Origin of the sequence: Micromonospora sp. NPDC048935, from assembly GCF_043197875.1 — a bacterium.
Lineage (GTDB): Bacteria > Actinomycetota > Actinomycetes > Mycobacteriales > Micromonosporaceae > Micromonospora.
In genome coordinates, this window is sequence record NZ_JBICTZ010000019.1 from 82763 (window position 1) to 101786 (window position 19024).

Annotated in this window: 20 protein-coding genes; 12 read left to right on the plus strand and 8 right to left on the minus strand. The window is 71.6% G+C overall.

Annotation, left to right across the window (positions count from 1 at the left end):
- The first annotated feature begins 32 nt into the window (after positions 1 to 32).
- The 8 genes from alr (at position 33) to ACGFIW_RS32945 (ending at position 6217) form a co-directional block, all read left to right on the plus strand.
- The gene (gene alr, locus ACGFIW_RS32910) at positions 33 to 1151 is read left to right on the plus strand and encodes an alanine racemase (RefSeq protein ID WP_393324191.1); all 1119 of its coding nucleotides are present in this window, start codon (positions 33 to 35) and stop codon (positions 1149 to 1151) included.
- Between the two features lie 114 nt (positions 1152 to 1265).
- Positions 1266 to 2369 carry an alpha/beta fold hydrolase gene (locus ACGFIW_RS32915; protein WP_393324193.1) on the plus strand — a complete coding sequence of 368 codons (1104 nt, stop codon included), beginning with the start codon at positions 1266 to 1268 and terminating at the stop codon, positions 2367 to 2369.
- Positions 2366 to 2848: a tRNA (adenosine(37)-N6)-threonylcarbamoyltransferase complex ATPase subunit type 1 TsaE gene (tsaE, locus tag ACGFIW_RS32920; RefSeq protein ID WP_393324196.1), complete on the plus strand. Its 483-nt coding sequence runs from the start codon at positions 2366 to 2368 to the stop codon at positions 2846 to 2848. Before ACGFIW_RS32915 ends, tsaE begins: the two co-directional genes overlap by 4 nt.
- A gap of 65 nt (positions 2849 to 2913) precedes the next feature.
- Positions 2914 to 3615, plus strand: coding sequence for a uracil-DNA glycosylase (locus tag ACGFIW_RS32925; RefSeq protein WP_393324199.1), 702 nt, complete (start codon positions 2914 to 2916; stop codon positions 3613 to 3615).
- A gap of 137 nt (positions 3616 to 3752) precedes the next feature.
- Positions 3753 to 4430 (plus strand): tRNA (adenosine(37)-N6)-threonylcarbamoyltransferase complex dimerization subunit type 1 TsaB, encoded by a 678-nt coding sequence (gene tsaB / locus ACGFIW_RS32930; RefSeq protein ID WP_393324202.1) that lies wholly within the window; start codon positions 3753 to 3755, stop codon positions 4428 to 4430.
- A complete protein-coding gene (gene rimI / locus ACGFIW_RS32935) occupies positions 4427 to 4909 on the plus strand; it encodes a ribosomal protein S18-alanine N-acetyltransferase (protein WP_393324204.1) in 483 nt (160 codons plus the stop codon). The genes tsaB and rimI overlap by 4 nt, the downstream gene beginning before the upstream one ends.
- Positions 4902 to 5948, plus strand: a complete 1047-nt coding sequence (gene tsaD / locus ACGFIW_RS32940; RefSeq protein ID WP_030330026.1) for a tRNA (adenosine(37)-N6)-threonylcarbamoyltransferase complex transferase subunit TsaD — start codon at positions 4902 to 4904, stop codon at positions 5946 to 5948. Before rimI ends, tsaD begins: the two co-directional genes overlap by 8 nt.
- A gap of 14 nt (positions 5949 to 5962) precedes the next feature.
- Positions 5963 to 6217, plus strand: coding sequence for a hypothetical protein (locus tag ACGFIW_RS32945; protein ID WP_088987640.1), 255 nt, complete (start codon positions 5963 to 5965; stop codon positions 6215 to 6217).
- Positions 6218 to 6241: 24 nt separating this feature from the next.
- Here ACGFIW_RS32945 and ACGFIW_RS32950 read toward each other — a convergent pair whose 3' ends face one another.
- The 8 genes from ACGFIW_RS32950 to ACGFIW_RS32985 all read right to left on the minus strand — a co-directional run bounded on the left by ACGFIW_RS32950 (position 6242) and on the right by ACGFIW_RS32985 (position 13851).
- On the minus strand, positions 6242 to 6982 hold the full coding sequence (locus ACGFIW_RS32950; RefSeq protein WP_393324206.1) for a DUF4142 domain-containing protein: 741 nt from the start codon (positions 6980 to 6982) through the stop codon (positions 6242 to 6244).
- 149 nt (positions 6983 to 7131) lie between these two features.
- On the minus strand, positions 7132 to 7428 hold the full coding sequence (locus ACGFIW_RS32955) for a DUF1707 domain-containing protein (protein ID WP_393324208.1): 297 nt from the start codon (positions 7426 to 7428) through the stop codon (positions 7132 to 7134).
- 19 nt (positions 7429 to 7447) lie between these two features.
- Positions 7448 to 8629, minus strand: a complete 1182-nt coding sequence (locus tag ACGFIW_RS32960) for an ROK family protein (RefSeq protein WP_393324210.1) — start codon at positions 8627 to 8629, stop codon at positions 7448 to 7450.
- Between the two features lie 20 nt (positions 8630 to 8649).
- Positions 8650 to 9912, minus strand: a complete 1263-nt coding sequence (locus tag ACGFIW_RS32965) for a sugar ABC transporter permease (protein ID WP_393324212.1) — start codon at positions 9910 to 9912, stop codon at positions 8650 to 8652.
- The gene (locus ACGFIW_RS32970) at positions 9909 to 10727 is read right to left on the minus strand and encodes an ATP-binding cassette domain-containing protein (protein ID WP_393324215.1); all 819 of its coding nucleotides are present in this window, start codon (positions 10725 to 10727) and stop codon (positions 9909 to 9911) included. The genes ACGFIW_RS32965 and ACGFIW_RS32970 overlap by 4 nt, the downstream gene beginning before the upstream one ends.
- A gap of 114 nt (positions 10728 to 10841) precedes the next feature.
- Positions 10842 to 11936, minus strand: a complete 1095-nt coding sequence (locus ACGFIW_RS32975; protein ID WP_393324218.1) for a sugar ABC transporter substrate-binding protein — start codon at positions 11934 to 11936, stop codon at positions 10842 to 10844.
- A 180-nt stretch (positions 11937 to 12116) separates the two neighbouring features.
- A complete protein-coding gene (gene ybaK / locus ACGFIW_RS32980; RefSeq protein WP_393324221.1) occupies positions 12117 to 12596 on the minus strand; it encodes a Cys-tRNA(Pro) deacylase in 480 nt (159 codons plus the stop codon).
- Positions 12597 to 12618: 22 nt separating this feature from the next.
- Positions 12619 to 13851, minus strand: coding sequence for a methyltransferase domain-containing protein (locus tag ACGFIW_RS32985; protein ID WP_393324223.1), 1233 nt, complete (start codon positions 13849 to 13851; stop codon positions 12619 to 12621).
- 397 nt (positions 13852 to 14248) lie between these two features.
- Here ACGFIW_RS32985 and groES point away from each other — a divergent pair, with 397 nt between their 5' ends.
- From groES to ACGFIW_RS33005, 4 genes are all read left to right on the plus strand, one after another.
- Complete coding sequence (gene groES, locus ACGFIW_RS32990) at positions 14249 to 14563, plus strand: co-chaperone GroES (protein WP_030330046.1); 315 nt, start codon at positions 14249 to 14251, stop codon at positions 14561 to 14563.
- A 70-nt stretch (positions 14564 to 14633) separates the two neighbouring features.
- A complete protein-coding gene (gene groL / locus ACGFIW_RS32995; protein WP_357402942.1) occupies positions 14634 to 16271 on the plus strand; it encodes a chaperonin GroEL in 1638 nt (545 codons plus the stop codon).
- Between the two features lie 127 nt (positions 16272 to 16398).
- Positions 16399 to 18126 carry a molybdopterin-dependent oxidoreductase gene (locus tag ACGFIW_RS33000; RefSeq protein WP_393324226.1) on the plus strand — a complete coding sequence of 576 codons (1728 nt, stop codon included), beginning with the start codon at positions 16399 to 16401 and terminating at the stop codon, positions 18124 to 18126.
- A gap of 127 nt (positions 18127 to 18253) precedes the next feature.
- The gene (locus ACGFIW_RS33005) at positions 18254 to 18646 is read left to right on the plus strand and encodes a hypothetical protein (protein WP_393324229.1); all 393 of its coding nucleotides are present in this window, start codon (positions 18254 to 18256) and stop codon (positions 18644 to 18646) included.
- Positions 18647 to 19024 lie beyond the last annotated feature (378 nt).

Sequence of the window (19024 nt, forward strand, 5' to 3'; positions counted from 1 at the left end):
CCGGTGATCACGGCGGAAAGTAGGCTGGGCGTATGTGGCAGGCCGAGGTACGCGTCGATCTTGACGCGATCCGCGAGAACGTGGGCAGACTCCGCTCCGGCACCACCGCCGAGCTGATGGCGGTGGTAAAGGGCGACGGGTACGGCCATGGCATGCTCCCGGCCGCTCGCGCGGCCCTCGACGCCGGCGCGGACTGGCTCGGTGTCTGCACCCTCGACGAGGCGCTCACCCTGCGCCGGGCCGGCGTGACCCAGCCGGTGCTGGCCTGGCTGCTCGCGCCCGGCCTGCCGCTGCACGAGGGGGTCAGCGCCGGGGTGGACCTGAGCGCGGCCAGCCTGTCGCAACTGCACGAGATGATCGAGGCGAGCCGGCTCGCGGGGCGGCCCGTCCGCCTGCACCTGAAGATCGACACCGGGCTGTCCCGGGGCGGGGCGACAGTCGCCGACTGGCCGGCGCTGCTGGACGCCGCCGCGAAGGCGCAGGCCGACGGCCTGGTCGAGGTGGTCGGCGTATGGAGCCACTTCGTGTACGCGGATCTGCCCGGCCACCCCACCATCGACCGTCAACTGGCCGTCTTCCACGAGGGGCTGGCCATGGTCGAGCGGGCCGGGCTGCGACCGCGTTGGCGACACCTCGCCAACTCGGCGGCCACCCTGACCCGCCCGGACACCCACTTCGACCTGGTCCGCCCCGGTCTGGCCGTCTACGGGCTCTCCCCGGTGGCCGGTGAGACGTACGGGCTGCGGCCGGCGATGACCGCCCGCGCCCGGGTCATGCTCACCAAGCGGGTGCCCGCCGGCACCGGGGTCTCCTACGGGCACACGTACACCACGCCATCCGACGCGAACCTGGCCGTGGTCCCGCTGGGATACGCCGACGGGGTTCCCCGGCACGCCTCCAACACCGGGCCGGTGCAGCTCGGCGGCGTACGGCGGACGATCTCGGGGCGGGTCTGCATGGACCAGTTCGTGCTCGACTGCGGCGACGACCCGGTGGCGGACGGCGACGTGGCGACCCTCTTCGGCAGCGGCGCCGACGGTGAGCCGACAGCCGACGACTGGGCCGAGGCGGTCGGCACGATCAACTACGAGATCGTGACCCGGTTCGGCAGCACGCGGGTGCCCCGGGTGTATGACGGCGAGCGGCCGTGAGCGCGAGGAGTGAGCCGGGGTTGCGAGCCCCGCAGTCGCGAGCCGAGGTGACGCCGTGAGCGCGAGGAGTGAGCCGGGGTTGCGAGCCCCGCAGTCGCGAGCCGAGGTGACGCCGTGAGCTATCGCATCCCGCGTCCGCGGACCGCGGTGGGCCGGGTCGCGGGGATCGTCGGCGCCGCGGTGGGGGTGGCCGCGGCGGGCCTGGCGGCCGGGGTGGCGACCGAGCGCACGCTGGTCCGCCGGCTCAAGGCCGATCCGGCCGACCGCTACGCGCACGAGGCGTTCGGTGAGCAGCGGTACGACGAGGCGTTCCGCCTGGCGTTGCCGGACGGTACGGACATCCACGTCGAGGTGGTCGAGCCGACCCGGCCGGTGCCGGGGCACCCGACGGTGGTGTTGGTGCACGGCTTCTGCCTGGACATGGGCACGTTCCACTTCCAGCGCCAGATGCTCGCCGCCCGTGGTGACTACCGGGTCGTGGCGTACGACCAGCCCGGTCACGGTCGGTCCGGCCGGCTGGAGACCGGGGAGTACGACCTCGCGGTCCTCGGCCGGACGCTGCGTCAGGTGATCGACCGTACCGCCCCGGACGGGCCGTTGGTGCTTGTCGGTCACTCGATGGGCGGCATGACCATCATGGCGTTCGCCGAGCTGTTTCCCGAGCTGTTCGGTGACCGGGTGGTGGGCACCGTCCTGATGGCCACCTCGGGCGGGCTCGTCGCGGAGACCAAGTTGGTCGCGCCCGCGCTGCTCGGCCGGGTCGGAGGTCCGGTGCTCTACATGGTCAGCAACGCCACCCGCTACGGCGGGCCGGTGATTGACAAGGCCCGCAAGTCGACGTCGAACGTGGCCTGGTTGCTGACCCGCAGGTACGGCTTCGGCACCCGCAAGCCCAGCCCGGCGCTGGTGTCCTACGTGGAGACGATGAATTCTCGGACGTCGGCCGACACGGTGACCCGCTACCTGCGGACCCTGGCCACCCACTCGCGCTTCCCGGCGCTGGCGGCGTTGGCGGCGACGCCGGTGCTGGTCGTGGTCGGTGACAAGGACATGATCACTCCCGTGGTCCACTCCGAGGAGATCGTCCGGCGGCTGCCGCACGCCGAGTTCGTCAAGATCAAGGACAGTGGTCACGTGGTGATGCTGGAGCACGCCGACGAGGTCAATGCCGCGCTCGCGCGGTTCCTCGGTGCACTTGGGAAGTCGGAGGAACTGTGAGTCACGTCGTCAAGCTGCCGACCGTCGAGGACACTCGGGAGTTCGGCCGACGCCTGGCCGGGTTGCTGCGGGCCGGTGACCTGGTGTTGTTGACCGGTCCGTTGGGCGCTGGTAAGACCGCGCTCACCCAGGGCGTCGGCGCCGGGCTCGGTGTCGTCGGCGACATCACCTCGCCGACCTTCGTGATCGCCCGCGTGCACCGCCCCGATCCGGCCCGGGGTGGCCGGGTCGCTCTGGTGCACGCCGACGCGTACCGGTTGGGTGCCGCCACCGACCCGCGTGCCGAGATCGACGATCTGGACCTCGACGCCTCGGTGGACGATTCGGTGACCGTGGTGGAGTGGGGCGAGGGCCTGGTGGAGCAGTTGGTCGACGCGCACCTACGGGTCCGCATCGACCGCCGCGACGACGACACCCGGATCGTCGAGCTGGACCCGATCGGTGGCGACTGGGCCCGGCGGCTGGCCGACCTGGGCTAGCCCGGCGGCTGTCGTACCCGATGCCTAGAGTGCGGGGGACCGACCCGCGCTGTGAGAGGTTCCTGATGCCCGACGACGCCCCCACCCTTGACCTGTTGGCCCTGCTGCCGGAGCAGTGGCGTGCCGTGCTCGCCCCCCACCTGGACACCGCCCGCACCACCGCGCTTGGCGAGTTCGTCGCCCGGGAGTACGCGACGCAGACCGTCTTCCCACCCCTGGAGGACCTGTTCTCGGCCTACCGGCTGTGCTCGCCGCAGAGCACCCGGGTGCTGATCCTCGGGCAGGACCCTTACCACCGGGCCGGGCAGGCACACGGGTTGAGCTTCAGCGTTCGTGACGGTGTGCCGGTGCCTCCGTCGTTGCGCAACGTCTTCAAGGAGTTGGGCGAGGACGTCGGCGTTCCCAAGCCGCGCAGCGGCAACCTCGACGGGTGGGCCGCCCAGGGCGTGCTGCTGCTCAACGCGGTGCTGACCGTGCGCCAGGCCACCCCGGGCTCGCACGCCAACGCCGGCTGGGAGGAGTTCACCGACGCGACCATCAGGGCGCTGGACGCGTCCGCGGACCGGGTGGTCTTCCTGCTCTGGGGTGGCTACGCCCGTAAGAAGGCGGCCCTGGTCACCAACCCGCAGCACGTGGTGCTGGAGGCCGGTCACCCCAGCCCGATGAACCCGCGCGGCTTCCTCGGCAGCCGCCCGTTCAGCGCCGCCAACAAGGCACTCGCCGACGCCGGCCGACCCACCATCGACTGGGAGCGCACCGCCGGCTGACCTCTGCCGTCGACGGCTCGCGGCTCGCCGCCCGTCGCGCCGCCCAGGCCGGAACGCCCCCGACAGCGGCCGGGGCGTAAAGGACGAGGGCGGGGCGTGGCCGGGGTGCCGGGTGGGGGCGGCTAGGCTGGCTTACCGTGCTCGTACTCGTGGTGGACAGCTCGACCCCTGCGGTGACCGCGGCGTTGGTGGAGGTCTCGGCGGACGGTGTCGTGTCCCGGGCGCACCGGTGCACGGTCGATGCCCGCGCGCACGGCGAACTGCTCGCCCCTCAGGTGGACGCGGTCCTCGCCGACGCCGACGCGCGCCCTCGTGACCTGAGCGCCATCGTCGCCGGGCTGGGCCCGGGTCCGTTCACCGGGCTACGGGTCGGCCTGGTCACGGCCGCGACGATGGGTCAGGTGCTCGGCATCCCCACGTACGGGGTCTGCTCGCTGGACGGGATCGGCTACCCGGCGGCGTCCGGTGAGCCGGTGTTGGCCGCCAGCGACGCCCGGCGCAAGGAGCTCTACTGGGCCGTCTACGACGGTGCCGGCCAGCGGATCGTCGGCCCTGAGGTGTCGACCCCGGCGGTGGCCGCCGCGCGCGCCCGGGAGTTGGGCGCGACGATCGCGGTCGGCGACGGCGCGCACCGGTACGCCGAGACGCTGGACCTGCCCGTCCGGGTCGAGCCGCGCTACCCGGACGCCACGGTGCTGGCGCTGCTGGCCGCCGAGCGGATTCGGGCCGGCGCGCCCGGCGAGCGACTCACCCCCCTCTACCTGCGCCGTCCGGACGCCGTGGCGGCGACCGGCCGCAAACCGGTCCTGCCGTGACCGGGGTACGACTCGAACCGTTCCGCTGGTGGCACATCGACGAGGTGCTGCCGATCGAGGCTGACCTCTTCGGCGCCGAGCAGTGGTCGCCGGCGATGTTCTGGAACGAGCTGGCCAACGGGCACCACTACCGGGTCGCCGTCGACGCGGACGGTGCGGTGCTCGGTTACGCCGGCCTCGCCGGTGTGCCGCCGGGCGAGGTGTGGGTACAGAACATCGCCGTCCGCCGGGACGTCCAGCGGCGCGGTGTGGGCCGTGTCCTGCTGGAGGAACTGCTCGCCGAGGCGGTCCGGCGCGACGCCCGCAGCACCCTGTTGGAGGTCGCCGTGGACAACGCCGCGGCCCAGCGGCTCTACGCGACGTACGGGTTCGAGCCGATCGGGGTGCGGCGCGGCTACTACCAACCGAGCAACACCGACGCGCTGGTCATGCGGCGCGACGCCGAGCCGACCGGGGACGGACCACACCACAATGGCTGACGAACCGCTGATCCTGGGTATCGAGACCTCCTGCGACGAGACCGGCGTCGGCATCGTGCGGGGGCACACCCTGCTTGCCGACGCGCTCGCGTCCAGCGTCGAGGAGCACGCCCGCTTCGGAGGCGTGGTGCCCGAGGTGGCCAGTCGGGCACACCTGGAGGCCATCGTGCCGACCATGGACCGGGCCCTGACCGAGGCCGGCGTCACCCTGGCCGACATCGACGCCATCGCGGTCACCTCCGGGCCCGGGCTGGCCGGCGCGCTGCTGGTCGGCGTCGCCGCCGCGAAGGGGTACGCGCTCGCGGCCGAGAAGCCCGTGTACGGCGTGAACCACCTTGCCGCCCACGTCGCGGTGGACACCCTCGAACACGGCCCGCTGCCCGAACCCGCCATCGCGCTGCTGGTGTCCGGCGGGCACTCGTCGCTTCTGCTCGTCGACGACCTGGCCCGGGGGGTGACCCCGCTGGGCGCCACCATCGACGACGCGGCCGGTGAGGCGTTCGACAAGGTCGCCCGACTGCTGGGGCTGCCGTTCCCGGGCGGGCCGCCGATCGACCGGGAGGCCCGTGCCGGCGACGCCGCCTCGATCGCCTTCCCGCGCGGGCTGACCGCCGCGAAGGATCTCGCCGCCCACCGGTACGACTTCTCGTTCTCCGGGCTGAAGACGGCGGTGGCCCGGTGGGTCGAGGCGCGTCAGCGGGCCGGCGAGCCGGTGCCGGTGGCCGACGTGGCCGCGTCCTTCCAGGAGGCGGTCTGTGACGTGCTGACCAGCAAGGCGCTCGCCGCCTGCCGTGCGCAGGGCATCGAGACCCTGGTGATCGGCGGGGGAGTGGCGGCGAACTCGCGGCTACGGGCGATGGCCGAGCAGCGGGCCGAGAAGTACGGCATCCAGGTGCGGGTGCCCCGGCCGAAGCTGTGCACCGACAACGGGGCGATGGTGGCGGCGCTCGGGTCGCACCTGGTTGCCGCCGGGGTCGCGCCCAGCCGGTTGGATCTGCCGGCCGATTCGGCACTGCCGCTGACGACGGTCAGCGTGTGACGGGAGCGGCGGAGATGATCGTGCGGATGTGGGAGGCACGCGCCGAGGCGTACGGGGTCGCCGACCTGATCACCTGGGTGTGCGACACCGCCCTGCCCGAGTTGGAGCACGACCCGCTGTACGTCTCCAGCGAGGTCTTCTCCTCCACGGATCATCGCGTGGTGGTCATCTCCAAGTGGCGCAGCAACCCGCGCCCGCTGCCCGATCCGCCCGCCCTGCTGGTGGCCCGCGCCCCGCACTCCTGGGACTTCACCCAGGTCGACCGCTGACGCGAGGCCACCAACGAGGGACGATCAGCCGCGGCGCAGCATCCGGTACGTAGCGATTCCGCCGGTGCCCAGCGCGGCGAGGAAGACCAGCCAGACGACTGTGCTGCTGACGCCGGCCTGCGGGCCGGCGTTCGCCCCGGCGGCGGCCAGCAGGCCGTCCTTGCCGGGGGCGGGCAGCGCGGCCGGCGGCAGCTCCGGCCAGCGGACCAGCCCGGTGCTCTCCAGCATCTGCATGTGGTGCTGCACGAAGGCGTTGGCGTCCTCGCAGAGCTTGCGGACGGTGGCGTCCCGGGTGCTGGCCCGCACCGCCCCGATCACCGGGAAGATCTTGCCGTGGGCGACCCGGAGCCGGGTGACGAAGATCTGGTCGAACCGGGCGCCGGAGGCGTTCTGCATCTCCGTCAGCCAGCCCTTCTGCTCGGCGGTCGGCTCGCTGGGGATGGCCGCGCCCAGCTTGTTCGCCGCGTCGACGACCAACTGGTCGAGCCGCTGGTGCTCGCCGGCGATGCCCGCGCCGATCTCCCGGACCTTGGCCGACTGCCCCTTCTCGGCGGCCATCTGGCCGGCTGGCATCTCCCACAGCCCGGCCAACCGGACCCCGTTGAGCAGCGTCATGTCGGCGGCGTTGAGCTGCTGACCGCCGGCCGGTGCGGCGACGGCCACGCCGGGCAGGACACCGACCGCCGCGATGATCGCGATGAGCAGCAGCGCCGCTCGATGGGTCCGGTTGCCCAGTCGGCGGTGGGCGGATCTGAGCGGTGCCATGTCTGTGGGGCCTCCTCGGTCCGGACCGAAACGCGTCTGGACCGGGCAGCCACACCCTGCCGGCTGCCCGTCCGCCCACTGGTACGGACCGATCGCGCGATCAGTTCATCTCAGGGCGACGCGGATCAGCGGGCAGCGGGTCAGGCCGATCAGCGGGTGACGGCGAGGAAGCCGCCGAGCAGCAGCAGAGCGAGCGCGGCGGCGGCGAAGAGCATCAGCAGCTCCCGACGCCCGTGCTCGACGGGGTGGGCACCGACTGCCGGGGCGGACAGGGGTGGCAGGTCGCGGGTCAGCGCGGCCAGGTCACCGAGGGTGCGGGCGGTCCACACCGCACCGGCCCGATCGGAGAACTCGTCGAGGGTCAGCCGGCCCGCCGCGGTGTGCCGGTGCAGCTCGGCGACCACCCGGTTGCGGTCGTCGTCGGAAGCGCGCAGCTCGACATCCACGCTGGACAGCGTACGCGGATCAGCCCACGTCGAGGGGGTCGGCGAGGAGCCGTTCGAAGGCCAACTCGGCGGCCCCGAGCAGGGGTGCGTCCTCGCCCAACTTCGGCGTACGCAGCCGGACGTGCTCCAGGCAGGCGGCGAGCGCGTTGGAGTTGAGCCGGCTGCGGACCTGGGCCGCCGAGGCAAGGTAGAGGTGGCGCATGGTGCCGCCGAAGATGACCATTTCCGGGTTGAAGACGTTCACCAGGTTGGCCAACCCGAAGCCGAGCCAGTCACCGGCCTGGCGGACCGCGGTCTGGGCGCGGGCGTCGCCCCGGTCGGCTGCGTCGAAGAGGGCCAGCAGCGCGTCGGGACCTCGGGCGTCGGAGCGTCCGGCGGCGCGCAGCAGGCCATGCTCGCCGATCTCGGTCTCCCAGCAGCCCCGGGAACCACACTGACAGGGTCGCCCGTCGACGACCACCTTCATGTGGCCGACCTCGCCGCCGTACCCACCGTGCCCGGTCAGCCGACGCCCGCCGGCGATGATGCCGGCACCCACGCCGACGTCGCCGTACAGATAGATGACGTTGTCGCAGCCGGCCGCCACGCCCCGGGCGTGTTCGGCGAACGCGGCGACGTCCGCCACGTTGCCCACCGTGACCGGCACCTCGATGCCCAGTTCGGCGGCGAGGGCCGCGCCGATCGGCTCGTCCACCCACCCGGTGGTGGGGCCGAGCCGCACCAGGCCGTCGTCCCGGCGGACGATGCCGCAGACCGCGACGCCGGCGCCGACGCAGATCGCGTCGTGCGGCACCGTCTGCTGCATCTCCTTGAGCGCGCCGGCCAGCAGCGGCGCGGCCTCGGCGGCCTGTAGGCCGCGCGGTCGGTCCAGGTCGCGGCGGTCCAGGACCGCGCCACCCAGCCCGACCCGGGCCGCGCGCAACCGGTCCACCTCGACGGAGTACGCGTACGCGTAGACCCGGGCCGACTCGGGCCGGACGACCAGTGACGGTCGGCCGGCCCGGCCGGTCTCCTTTGGTGCACCCTCGCTGACCAGACCCACCGCGGACAGGTCGGCGGTGAGCGCGCCGATGGTGCTGCGGTTGAGGCCCAGCGTGGTGGTCAGTTCGGCGCGTGTCGTCGCCCCGTGGACGTGTACGTGCCTCAGCAGGGCCCCGAGGTTCTGCCGTCGGACGTGATCCTGGCTCGGTCCTGGGCGCATCCTGGTGCTACCTCCCGCGGCTAGCGGGTGCCGGTGGCTGCCGCGCGGCGGCGGGAGAGTGCGTCGACGCTGGCGGCGAGCAGCAGCACAATGCCAGTGACCACGTACTTGACTCCCGCGCTGTAACCCATCAGGCCCATTCCGTTTTCGATGACCGCGACCACCGCGCCGCCGAGGACGGCGTCGAGGACGCGGCCCTTGCCTCCAAAGAGGCTGGTGCCGCCGATCACCGCCGCGCCGACCGCGTAGAGCAGTACGTTACTGCCCCCGGTGTTCGGGTCGACCGAGTTGGCTCGGCTGGCCGCCACGATGCCACCGATGGCGGCCATGGACGAGCAGATCACGAAGACGGAGATCCGGATCCGGTCGACGCCGATGCCGGCCCGGCGGGCCGCTTCCCGGTTGCCGCCCACGGCGTAGATGTGCCGGCCGTAGCTGGTGCGTTGGAGCACGAAGGTCCAGATGACCAACAGCACCGCGATGATCGGTACCACGATCGGCACGCCCTTGAGCGAGACGATGAGGACGTTGCGGCTGCGCTCCAGGTTGAGCACGTACACCGCGGTGCCGAGGATGAGGGCGAGCCCGCCGATCCGCAGCGCCACCACCGCGATCGGGTCGGTGATCAGGCCGCGGGCCGACCGGTTGCGGTGGCGCAGCAACTGCACCGCCGCGTAGCCGACGACGGCGACAGCGGTCAGCGCCCAGCCCAGGGCGGGGGCGAGGTTGCGGTTGGCGATGGCGACCAGCACCTCGTCGCGGACGGAGATGTTGGTGCCCTCCTGCACGAGCAGCAACACGACGCCCTGGAAGGCGAGGAAGCCGGCGAGAGTGACCACGAAGGACGGAATGCCGATCTTCGCGACCAGCATCCCGAGCGTGGTGCCGATGACCACACCGGTGGCGATCGCGGCGAGCACGGCGACCCACCAGGGGTAGCCGAGCACGGTGACCACATTGGCCAGCACCGCCGCGCAGACGCCGCTGGCGAAACCGGCGGAGAGGTCGATCTCGCCGAGCAGCAGCACGAAGACCAGGCCCATCGCGATCAGCGTGACCGCCGCACCCTGGGTGAAGAGGTTGGCGAAGTTACCGGCCGACAGGAACGACGACGGCCGCATGATCGCGAAGACCGTGCACAGCACGATCAGCCCGAGTACGGCCGGGAGCGCGCCGACGTCGCCGCCGCGTACCCGGCTGAAGTAGTTGCGGACGTGGCCCCCGACGGTCGGCGCCGGTGTGACGGCCGCGGGGCCGTCCTTCCGCACGGCGGTGGTGGTCATCGGGCGCCTCCTGAGATCGAGTCGGCCGGCTGCGGGCCGTCGCCGTTGCTGCCCGGGTCGGTGGCGAGGCCGAGCCCGCCCGAGCGCCCGGCGGTGATCAGCTCGACCACCTGGGCATGCGTGATGTCGGTGGTCTTCACCTGGGCGACCATCTGGCCGAGGTACAGCGCGGCGATCCGGTCGGAGACGGCGAATACGTCGTTCATGTTGTGCGAGATGAGCACCACGGCCAGGCCGTTGTCGGCGAGGCGCCGGACCAGTTCGAGAACCTGGGCGGTCTGTGCCACGCCGAGCGCCGCGGTCGGCTCGTCCAGGATGACGAGCTTGCTGTTCCACAGCACCGCCTTGGCGATGGCCACGGTCTGACGCTGACCGCCGGAGAGGCTGGACACGTGTTGACGCAGTGAGGTGACGGTGCGGATGGAGAGCCCCGCCAGGGTCTCGGCGGCGAGCTGTTCCATGGTCGGCTCGTCCAGGACGATGCCGCTGTGCTTCTCCCGGCCGAGGAACATGTTCTGCACGATGTCCAGGTTGTCGCAGAGCGCGAGGTCCTGGTAGACGACCTCGATGCCGAGCGTGGCGGCGTCGCGGGGACTGCCGATGTGCACCTGTTCGCCGTTGAACAGGACCTCACCGGCGTCGGTGGGGTAGATGCCGCTGATGCACTTCACCAGGGTCGACTTGCCGGCGCCGTTGTCGCCGACCAGTGCGGTCACTTCGCCCGGGTGGACGCTCAGGGCGACGTCGCGGAGCACCTGGACGGGACCGAAGCTCTTGTCGATCCCGCGGAGTTCCAGCAGGGGAGTCGCGGACACGGGGGTCTCCTTCTTAAGGGAGGGTCGGGGGCCGTCCGGCGGGCGCCGCCCGGCACGGGAGGGTGCTCCCGTGCCGGGCGGCGATTGTCGTTCCGGCGGGTACTGCGGCGTCGGTCAGCTGATGCCGGCTTCGGCGCAGAACTTGGCGTAGGCCCCGGTGCAGACCTGCTCCTTGGTCGCGTAGCCGTCGGCGACGACGTCCTTGACGTTGTCCTTGTAGATGGCCTTCGGGGTGAGCAGCACCGAGGGGACGTCCCGGCCACCCTCCGGGTCCTTCACCGTCTGGCCGGTGTCCTTCTTCTCGCCCTTGGCCAGGGTGATGGCCAGGTCGGAGGCCGCCTTGGCCTCTTCCCGGACGGCCTTGTAGACGGTCATGCACTGGTCACCGGCGAGGATGTTCTGCAGACCCTCGACGCTGGCGTCCTGCCCGGTCACCGGCACCTTGCCGTTGAGCTTGTTCTTCTTCAGGATCGAGATGGCGGCGTTGCCGAGAGTGTCGTTGGCGGCCAGCACGCCGTCGATCTTGCCCTTGGTCGCGGTGAGCTGCTGCTCGAAGATGGTCGCGGCGGTGGGGCCGTCCCAGCCCGGCACGGCGTCGTCCGGGCCCTTGGTGTATTCCTTGGAGTCGAACTTCGGCTTGAGCACCGAGTCGTAGCCGGCCTTGAACAGGGTGGCGTTGTTGTCGGTGGGGGAGCCGTTGAGGTACGCCACGACGGGGTTCTTGGCGCCCTTCTCGGTCAGGCACTTCGCCAGACCCTCGCCCTGGAGCTTGCCGACGGTCTCGTTGTCGAAGCTGACGTAGTACTGGGCGGAGCCGCCGAGGGTGAGCCGGTCGTAGTCGATGGTGGCGACGCCCTGCGACTTGGCCTTGTCGAGCACGGCCTTGCCGGTGCCGGAGTCCAGGTTGACGATCATCAGGGCGGTGACGCCGCTGGTGATCATCTGGTCGGCGATCGTCTGGAATGCGGCCTTGTCGTTCTGGGCGTTCTGGATGTCGTATTGGACGCCGGCAGTCTTGAACGCCTCTTCCAGGAAGCGGCGGTCCGCCGTCTCCCAGCGGGGGGAGGACTTGCTGTCCGGAAGGATCACGCCGATCTTGGGAGTCTTGGCCGAGCCGGCCTTGTCGCCGCCGGAGTCGTCGCTGCAGGCGGTCAATCCGCCGGTCGTGAGCAGGCCCACGGCGGCGATGGTGAGGATCCCCTTACGCATGTGCAGGGTCCTTTCGGGGGTGGGGGAGGTGTTGTTTTTGTTGTGTCCGGCAACGTATTGCGCGTCACACCGCCTCCACAAGACCGCTCAGGTGCCTAGTTTGTTGGCGGCGATAACAATTCAGCAACGCGACTGTTACTCCGTGGGTATCCCACGGCGTAGTCGACGTAACGAAGGGTGTCAGCGGGTCTGCAACGGCGCGGTACGGGCGTCGGTCAGCGCCACCAGATCCGCCGCGGCCAGTTCGAGTTGCAGGCCGCGCCGACCAGCCGAGACGTAGATCGTCGGAAGATCCAACGCGGATTCGTCAAGCACCGTCGGCAGTCGCCTGCGCTGCCCGAGCGGGCTGATCCCACCGCGTACGTAACCGGTGGCCCGCTCGGCGACCGCCCGGTCGGCCAGCGCCGCACGCTTGCCACCGACCGCCGCCGCGAGTGCCTTGAGATCCAGCTCGCCGGTGACCGGCACGACCGCCACGGTGAGCGCGCCGTCGACCTCGGTCACCAACGACTTGAAGACACGCTCCGGTGCCACGCCGAGCGCCACCGCCACCAGCGCGCCGTAGTTCGGGGAATCCGGCGACACCCGGTAGGGATGCGTGCGGTGCGCGACTCCCCGCTTGACCAACAGTGCCGTCGCCGGGGTGCCCTGTCCTGCCACACCAGCGACGCTAGGGCATGTGTCAAAGCCCTCGGCCCGACGGGGCTTGACGCCCGCCCTGGTCGACCGGCCGACCGATCAGCACTGTCGGTGCGCCGGCGACCCGGGTGAGCACCAGGCTCGCCGCCGCGTCGCCGGCCAGCCGCAGATCCCGCCGAAGCTGCTCCGGGGTGAGCGCGGAACCCCGCTTGAGGATCTCCACCCGGCCCACCCGGCGCTCGCGCAGCAGCGCCCGCAGTCGCTTGAGCGAGAACGGCAGCACATCGGTGATCTCCAGGCAGCGCGCGTACGGGGTGTGGGTCGGCTGGTCGGCGTAGAGGTAGGCGATGCTCGGGTCGCCCAGGTTGGCGTCCAGCTCGGCGGCCAACTCGGCGACGAGGTGCGCGCGGACCACGGCCGGGTCCGGGTCGTACAGGTAGCGCCGGGGCGGCCCGACCGGCGCCTCGTCGGCACCCGAGCCGGTGAGCTGGTGGCGGCGGGTCTCGGTGCCCTCCTGGCGGTAGAGCGTGGCGCGGCGGGGCACCTCCGCCAACTCCCCGCACCAGAGCGCGGCCTCGACCAGGTCGCCGTCCACGCCGACCCACTCCGCCTCCGCACCGACCGGAATGAGCGCGTGGTCCAGGCCCGGCGCCACCTTCACCACCGTGCGCGGCACCCGCTCGGCCAGCCCGGTGACGAAATCCCACGGAGGCGAGTAGGCGCGTGGGTCGAAGATCCGTCGACCGGTGCCGCTGCTGCGGCGGGCCGGATCGCAGAAGACCCCGTCGACCCGGGAGACGTCGAACACGGTGGCATCCCCGCACTCGACAGTGAACAGCTCGGCCAGCCCGGCCGCGGCGGCGTTGGCGGCGGCCATCGCCGCGGTCACCGGGTCGGCCTCCACCCCGTACACCCGGATGCCGGCACGAGCGGCGGCCAGCGCGTCCGCTCCGAGGCCGCACCCGAGGTCGGCCAGGGTGCGCACACCGGCCGCGGACAGCCGGGCGGCCCGACGGTCGGCGACCACCCGGCGGGTGGCCTGCTCCAGGCCGGGACGGGTGAGGAACATCCCGGCGGCCACCGGACCGAACTTGCCGACCGCCCGGTGCCGCAGCTCGGCCTGGGTGAGCGCCGCCGCGGCCAACGTCGGCGGCACCCCGGCCGCGCGCAGCGCCGACGCCGCGACCAGCGGATCACCGCCGGCCAGACCGGCCGCCGTCGCGAGCGCGGCCGACCCCTCGGGGGTACGCAGCGCCGCCAGCTGATCGAGGTCCACCCGGCCATTGTCCCGGCCCGGCCTGTTCGCCCAGAGGGTGGTGTCGCCAGCCGGTGTCGGGGCTTGGCCGGCGGGCCGGGCGCGGTGTGGAAGCGGGATCGGCTCCAGCATGCCGACGAGGAGACCCCCGGGTATCCAGGCGTGTCGCGGTAACGACTGGCGGAAATGTGGCGACACAGACTGCGGCGCGCTGGCACTCTCCTTGACGGAGTGCTAGCCACGGAATAACCTGCGATTAGCACTCTCACCCTGAGGGTGCCAGCTTCCGGGTCTCGCGACCCGGGTGCGCACGCCAGGCGGACCGGCACCCGCGACGACGGTCCCGCCCGGTGGCATGAGGCAGATTGACGCTGGTTGGCCCCGCCGGCCAGCAACGAAACCAGTACCCCAGGAGGGTATGCCCGTGACTACCGCGACCAAGGTTGCGATCAAGCCGCTCGAGGACCGCATCGTGGTCCAGGCGAACGAGGCTGAGACCACCACGGCGTCGGGCATCGTGATCCCCGACACCGCCAAGGAGAAGCCGCAGGAGGGCACCGTCCTCGCTGTGGGCCCGGGGCGCGTCGACGACAACGGCAACCGGGTTCCGGTTGACGTGCAGGTCGGCGACACCGTCCTTTACTCGAAGTACGGCGGCACCGAGGTCAAGTACGCCGGCGAGGAGTACCTGGTGCTCTCCGCCCGCGACGTCCTCGCGGTCATCGAGAAGTAAGCAACCGATCAGTTCCATTGCCCCGGTCCGGCTCGCCGGGCCGGGGCAGTGGCGCTTCGAAGGGACATTAATGGCGAAGATCCTGAGCTTCTCGGACGACGCCCGGCACCTGCTGGAGCACGGTGTCAACGCCCTCGCGGACGCGGTCAAGGTCACCCTCGGCCCGCGCGGGCGCAACGTCGTCCTGGACAAGAAATTCGGTGCGCCGACGATCACCAACGATGGTGTGACCATCGCCAAGGAGATCGAGCTCACCAACCCGTACGAGAACCTTGGCGCGCAGCTGGTCAAGGAGGTGGCGACGAAGACCAACGACGTCGCCGGTGACGGCACCACCACCGCGACCGTGCTGGCCCAGGCCATGGTCCGCGAGGGTCTGCGCAACGTGACCGCCGGGACCAACCCGGCCGGCCTCAAGCGGGGCATCGACGCGGCGGCCACCAAGGTCTCCGAGGCGCTGCTCGGCCGTGCCGCGGAGGTCACCAGCAAGGAGTCGATCGCGAACGTGGCGACGATCTCCGCGCAGGACGCCACGATCGGTGATCTCATCGCCGAGGCGATGGAGCGGGTCGGCCGCGACGGTGTCATCACCGTCGAGGAGGGCTCGATGCTCACCACCGAGCTGGACGTGACCGAGGGTCTCCAGTTCGACAAGGGCTTCATCTCGCCGAACTTCGTCACCGACCTGGAGAGCCAGGAGTCCGTCCTCGAGGACGCGTACATCCTGGTCACCACCCAGAAGATCTCGGCGATCGAGGAGCTGCTGCCGCTGCTGGAGAAGGTCCTGCAGAACAGCAAGCCCCTGCTGATCATCGCCGAGGACGTGGACGGCCAGGCGCTCTCCACCCTGGTGGTCAACTCGCTGCGCAAGACCCTCAAGGTCTGCGCGGTCAAGGCCCCGGGCTTCGGTGACCGGCGCAAGGCGATGCTCCAGGACATCGCGATCTCCACGGGCGCCGAGCTTGTCGCCCCGGAGCTGGGCTACAAGATCGACCAGGTTGGCCTGGAGGTGCTCGGCACCGCTCGGCGCATCGTGGTCGACAAGGAGAACACCACGATCGTCGATGGTGGCGGCCAGAAGGCCGACGTCGCCGACCGGGTGGCCCAGATCCGCAAGGAGATCGAGGCCTCCGACTCCGACTGGGACCGGGAGAAGCTGGCCGAGCGGCTGGCGAAGCTCTCCGGTGGCATCGCCGTCATCAAGGCTGGCGCGGCCACCGAGGTCGAGATGAAGGAGCGCAAGCACCGCATCGAGGACGCCATCGCGGCGACCAAGGCCGCGGTCGAGGAGGGCACTGTCCCCGGCGGCGGCGCCGCCCTGGTGCAGATCCTCTCGGTGCTCGACGACGACCTGGGCTTCACCGGTGACGAGAAGGTCGGTGTCTCGGTCGTGCGCAAGGCGCTCGTCGAGCCGCTGCGCTGGATCGCCCAGAACGCCGGTCACGACGGTTACGTCGTGACGCAGAAGGTCGCCGACCTCGACTGGGGCAACGGTCTCGACGCCGCCAAGGGCGAGTACGTCGACCTGGTCAAGGCCGGCATCATCGACCCGGTGAAGGTGACCCGCAACGCGGTCACCAACGCCGCCTCGATCGCCGGCCTGCTGCTCACCACGGAGAGCCTCGTGGTGGAGAAGCCGGAGCAGGCCGAGCCCGCCGCCGCCGGCGGCGGCCACGGTCACGGCCACCAGCACGGCCCGGGTTTCTGACCCGGTAGCTGAACCGGGGCACACTGCCGGACGGCAGTGTGCCCCGGTTCGCTCTTTGAGCCGGTAGGTCATTACCGATCGCTGACGTTGTTGGCGAACGGGCAAGATGATCGCGCACACTGGGCCGATGAGCACCACGTCGCGGCGGTACGCCGCGCTGGCCGGGGTCACCGCCGCCGCCGTCGCGATCGGAATCGCCGAACCGGTGGCCGTGCTGACCGGCCCTCGGTCGGCGCCCCTGGTCGCGGTCGGCGGGGTGGTCGTCGACGCCGTCCCCGAGTCGCTGAAGCAGTTCGCCATCGACCTCTTCGGCACCGCCGACAAGATCGCACTGCTGGTCGGCACGGGCCTGCTGCTCGGAGCGTTCGCCGCACTCTTCGGTGTGCTGGCCGTCCGCCGGCTGGCACTCGGCCTTGCCGGCATCGCCGCGTTCGGTGTCGTCGGCGTGGCCGCCGCCCTGACCCGCTCCGGTGCCGACGCGGCCGACGCGCTGCCGTCACTCGTCGGTGCCGGCCTCGGCGCCCTGGTGCTCTGGCTGTTCATCGCCGGCCCGTTCGAGTTGGACCCCTGGTCCTGGTCACCACCCGCACCGATGGTGCCGCCCGCTGCGCCGGTGTCGCCTGCCGGCGCGGTGTCGCCTGCCGTTCCGGTGTCGCCTGCTGTGCCGGTGTCGCCTGCTGCGCCGGTGTCGCCCGCCGGCCCGGTGTCGCCCGCTGTGCCGGTGCCGGTGGCTTCGGGCGGGCAGTCCGCAGCGGCGAACGAGCCGGAGAGGGCTACGGGAGTCGACCCCGAGTCGCGGCGACGGTTCCTCACCGGCAGTGGAGTGCTGCTCGGCACCGCCGTCGTGGCCGGTCTCGGTGGACGCTGGCTGGCCGGCCGGCGCGGGGTGTCCGCCGCCCGCGACGCGATCCGCCTGCCCGCACCGGTCGCCCCGGCACCGGCCGTGCCGGCGGGCGCGGACCGCTCGTTGGCGCAGCTCGCGCCGTACGTCACCCCGAACTTCGGTTTCTACCGGATCGACACCGCGCTTGTGGTGCCCCAGGTCGACCCGGACACCTGGCGGCTGCGGATCCACGGACGGGTCGGCACCGAGCGCACCTACAGCTACGCGGATCTGCTGGCCCGGCCGCTTGTCGAGCGGTACGTCACGCTGGCCTGCGTCTCCAACGAGGTGGGTGGGGACCTGATCGGCAATGCCCGCTGGCTCGGCGTACCCCTTCGGGAGTTGCTGGACGAGGTCGAGCCGGACGACGATGCCGACCAGGTCGTCGGCCGGTCGGTCGACGGCTGGACCTGCGGCACCCCCACCGCCGCGTTGCGCGACGGGCGGGACGCGCTGTTGGCGGTCGGCATGAACGGCGAGCCACTGCCGGTCGAGCACGGTTTCCCGGTCCGGATGGTCGTGCCCGGCCTCTACGGTTACGTCTCGGCCTGCAAGTGGGTGACCGAGCTGGAGCTGACCCGTTTCGCCGACTTCGACGCGTACTGGGTGCCACGCGGCTGGTCCGCCCAGGGCCCGATCAAGACTCAGTCGCGGATCGACACACCCCGGGGGCGTAACCGGCTGACCACCGGCCCGGTCACGGTCGCCGGTGTGGCCTGGGCGCAGCACCGGGGCATCAGCCGGGTCGAGGTACGCGTAGACGGCGGCCCCTGGCAGCAGGCGGAGCTGGCCCCGACGGTGTCAGTGGACACCTGGGTGCAGTGGTCCTGGAGCTGGGACGCCACGCCGGGCGAGCATCGACTCCAGGTGCGCGCGACGGACGCGACAGGCGAAACCCAGACCGAGCGGACGCAGGACGTCGCCCCGGACGGCGCCACCGGCTGGCACACGGTAACCGTCACCGTCCGCTGAGCCGCCAGGGTCGCTCCTCGCGCGTGGGCGTGCTGCGCCAAGGACGACCGGAGTACGCAGACTGCCGTACCTCCGATGACGTCGCCGGGCGGACGCGGACCGGAGCGTACCGGGACAGGGTGACACCATGACTGTTACCGCACGGACCTTCACCATCGCCGGCCTCGTCGTCGGCGCTGCGGGCATCGGCGTGCTGTGGGCCGCCGGGGTCGAGTTTCCCGTCGTCGTACCACCCGGGATGATCATTCTGTTGACTGGCGCCCTCTTCGTCGCGTTCGCACCATGGCGCTGGTCGCCTGCGGTGGGCGCGCTGCTGGGCCTGTTCGTGGCCGTCGGGTTCGCGATCAGCCCGACCGGGGTGGACAACCTGCTCGGGCGGCACGGCGCCGACGTGGCGACCGGCCAGTTGATCCAACTGATCGGGGTGCTGACCGCGCTGGTCGCCGGGGCGCTCGCCACCAACGCCGCCCGTCGCATGCCGCAGAGTCACCAATCCCGGCGGCCGGGGGTCACTCGCTGAGGTCGTCGGCGGATCCATGAGCGGGGCGTCGGGGGCGGGTCGACCGCTGCGTGGGCGTAGTGGGCGCGCGCACTGGGCAGCGGGTCGTCGCAACCCGTCGTTCCGACCACACCAGGGGTACGCCGCTGGCCGGCACCCCCGAGTTGCGGGGTGCCGGCCAGCGGTCGGTGTCGTGCGGTGGGTGCTGGTGCTGGTGCTGCGGTGGTGCAGTGCTGCGGTGGTGCAGTGCTGCGGTGGTGCAGTGCTGCGGTGCTGCGGTGGTGCCGGTGGTGCCGGTGGTGCTGTGGTGGGTCAGCTGTTCCAGTGCTGGGCGACGAGGTCGGTGGCCTGCTGCTCCCACTGGGCGTAGGCGTCGGGGTAGGCGGAGACCTGGACGGT

Excerpts from the sequence above, each read along its gene's own strand:
- tsaD (WP_030330026.1), top strand. The coding sequence starts at position 4,902 with ATGGCTGACGAACCGCTGATCCTGGGTATCGAGACCTCCTGCGACGAG.
- ACGFIW_RS32950 (WP_393324206.1), bottom strand. The coding sequence starts at position 6,982 with ATGGCACCGCTCAGATCCGCCCACCGCCGACTGGGCAACCGGACCCAT.
- ACGFIW_RS32960 (WP_393324210.1), bottom strand. The coding sequence starts at position 8,629 with ATGCGCCCAGGACCGAGCCAGGATCACGTCCGACGGCAGAACCTCGGG.
- ACGFIW_RS32945 (WP_088987640.1), top strand. The coding sequence starts at position 5,963 with ATGATCGTGCGGATGTGGGAGGCACGCGCCGAGGCGTACGGGGTCGCC.
- alr (WP_393324191.1), top strand. The coding sequence starts at position 33 with ATGTGGCAGGCCGAGGTACGCGTCGATCTTGACGCGATCCGCGAGAAC.
- groL (WP_357402942.1), top strand. The coding sequence starts at position 14,634 with ATGGCGAAGATCCTGAGCTTCTCGGACGACGCCCGGCACCTGCTGGAG.
- groES (WP_030330046.1), top strand. The coding sequence starts at position 14,249 with ATGCCCGTGACTACCGCGACCAAGGTTGCGATCAAGCCGCTCGAGGAC.
- ACGFIW_RS32965 (WP_393324212.1), bottom strand. The coding sequence starts at position 9,912 with ATGACCACCACCGCCGTGCGGAAGGACGGCCCCGCGGCCGTCACACCG.
- ACGFIW_RS33000 (WP_393324226.1), top strand. The coding sequence starts at position 16,399 with ATGAGCACCACGTCGCGGCGGTACGCCGCGCTGGCCGGGGTCACCGCC.
- ACGFIW_RS32925 (WP_393324199.1), top strand. The coding sequence starts at position 2,914 with ATGCCCGACGACGCCCCCACCCTTGACCTGTTGGCCCTGCTGCCGGAG.
- ACGFIW_RS32975 (WP_393324218.1), bottom strand. The coding sequence starts at position 11,936 with ATGCGTAAGGGGATCCTCACCATCGCCGCCGTGGGCCTGCTCACGACC.
- ACGFIW_RS33005 (WP_393324229.1), top strand. The coding sequence starts at position 18,254 with ATGACTGTTACCGCACGGACCTTCACCATCGCCGGCCTCGTCGTCGGC.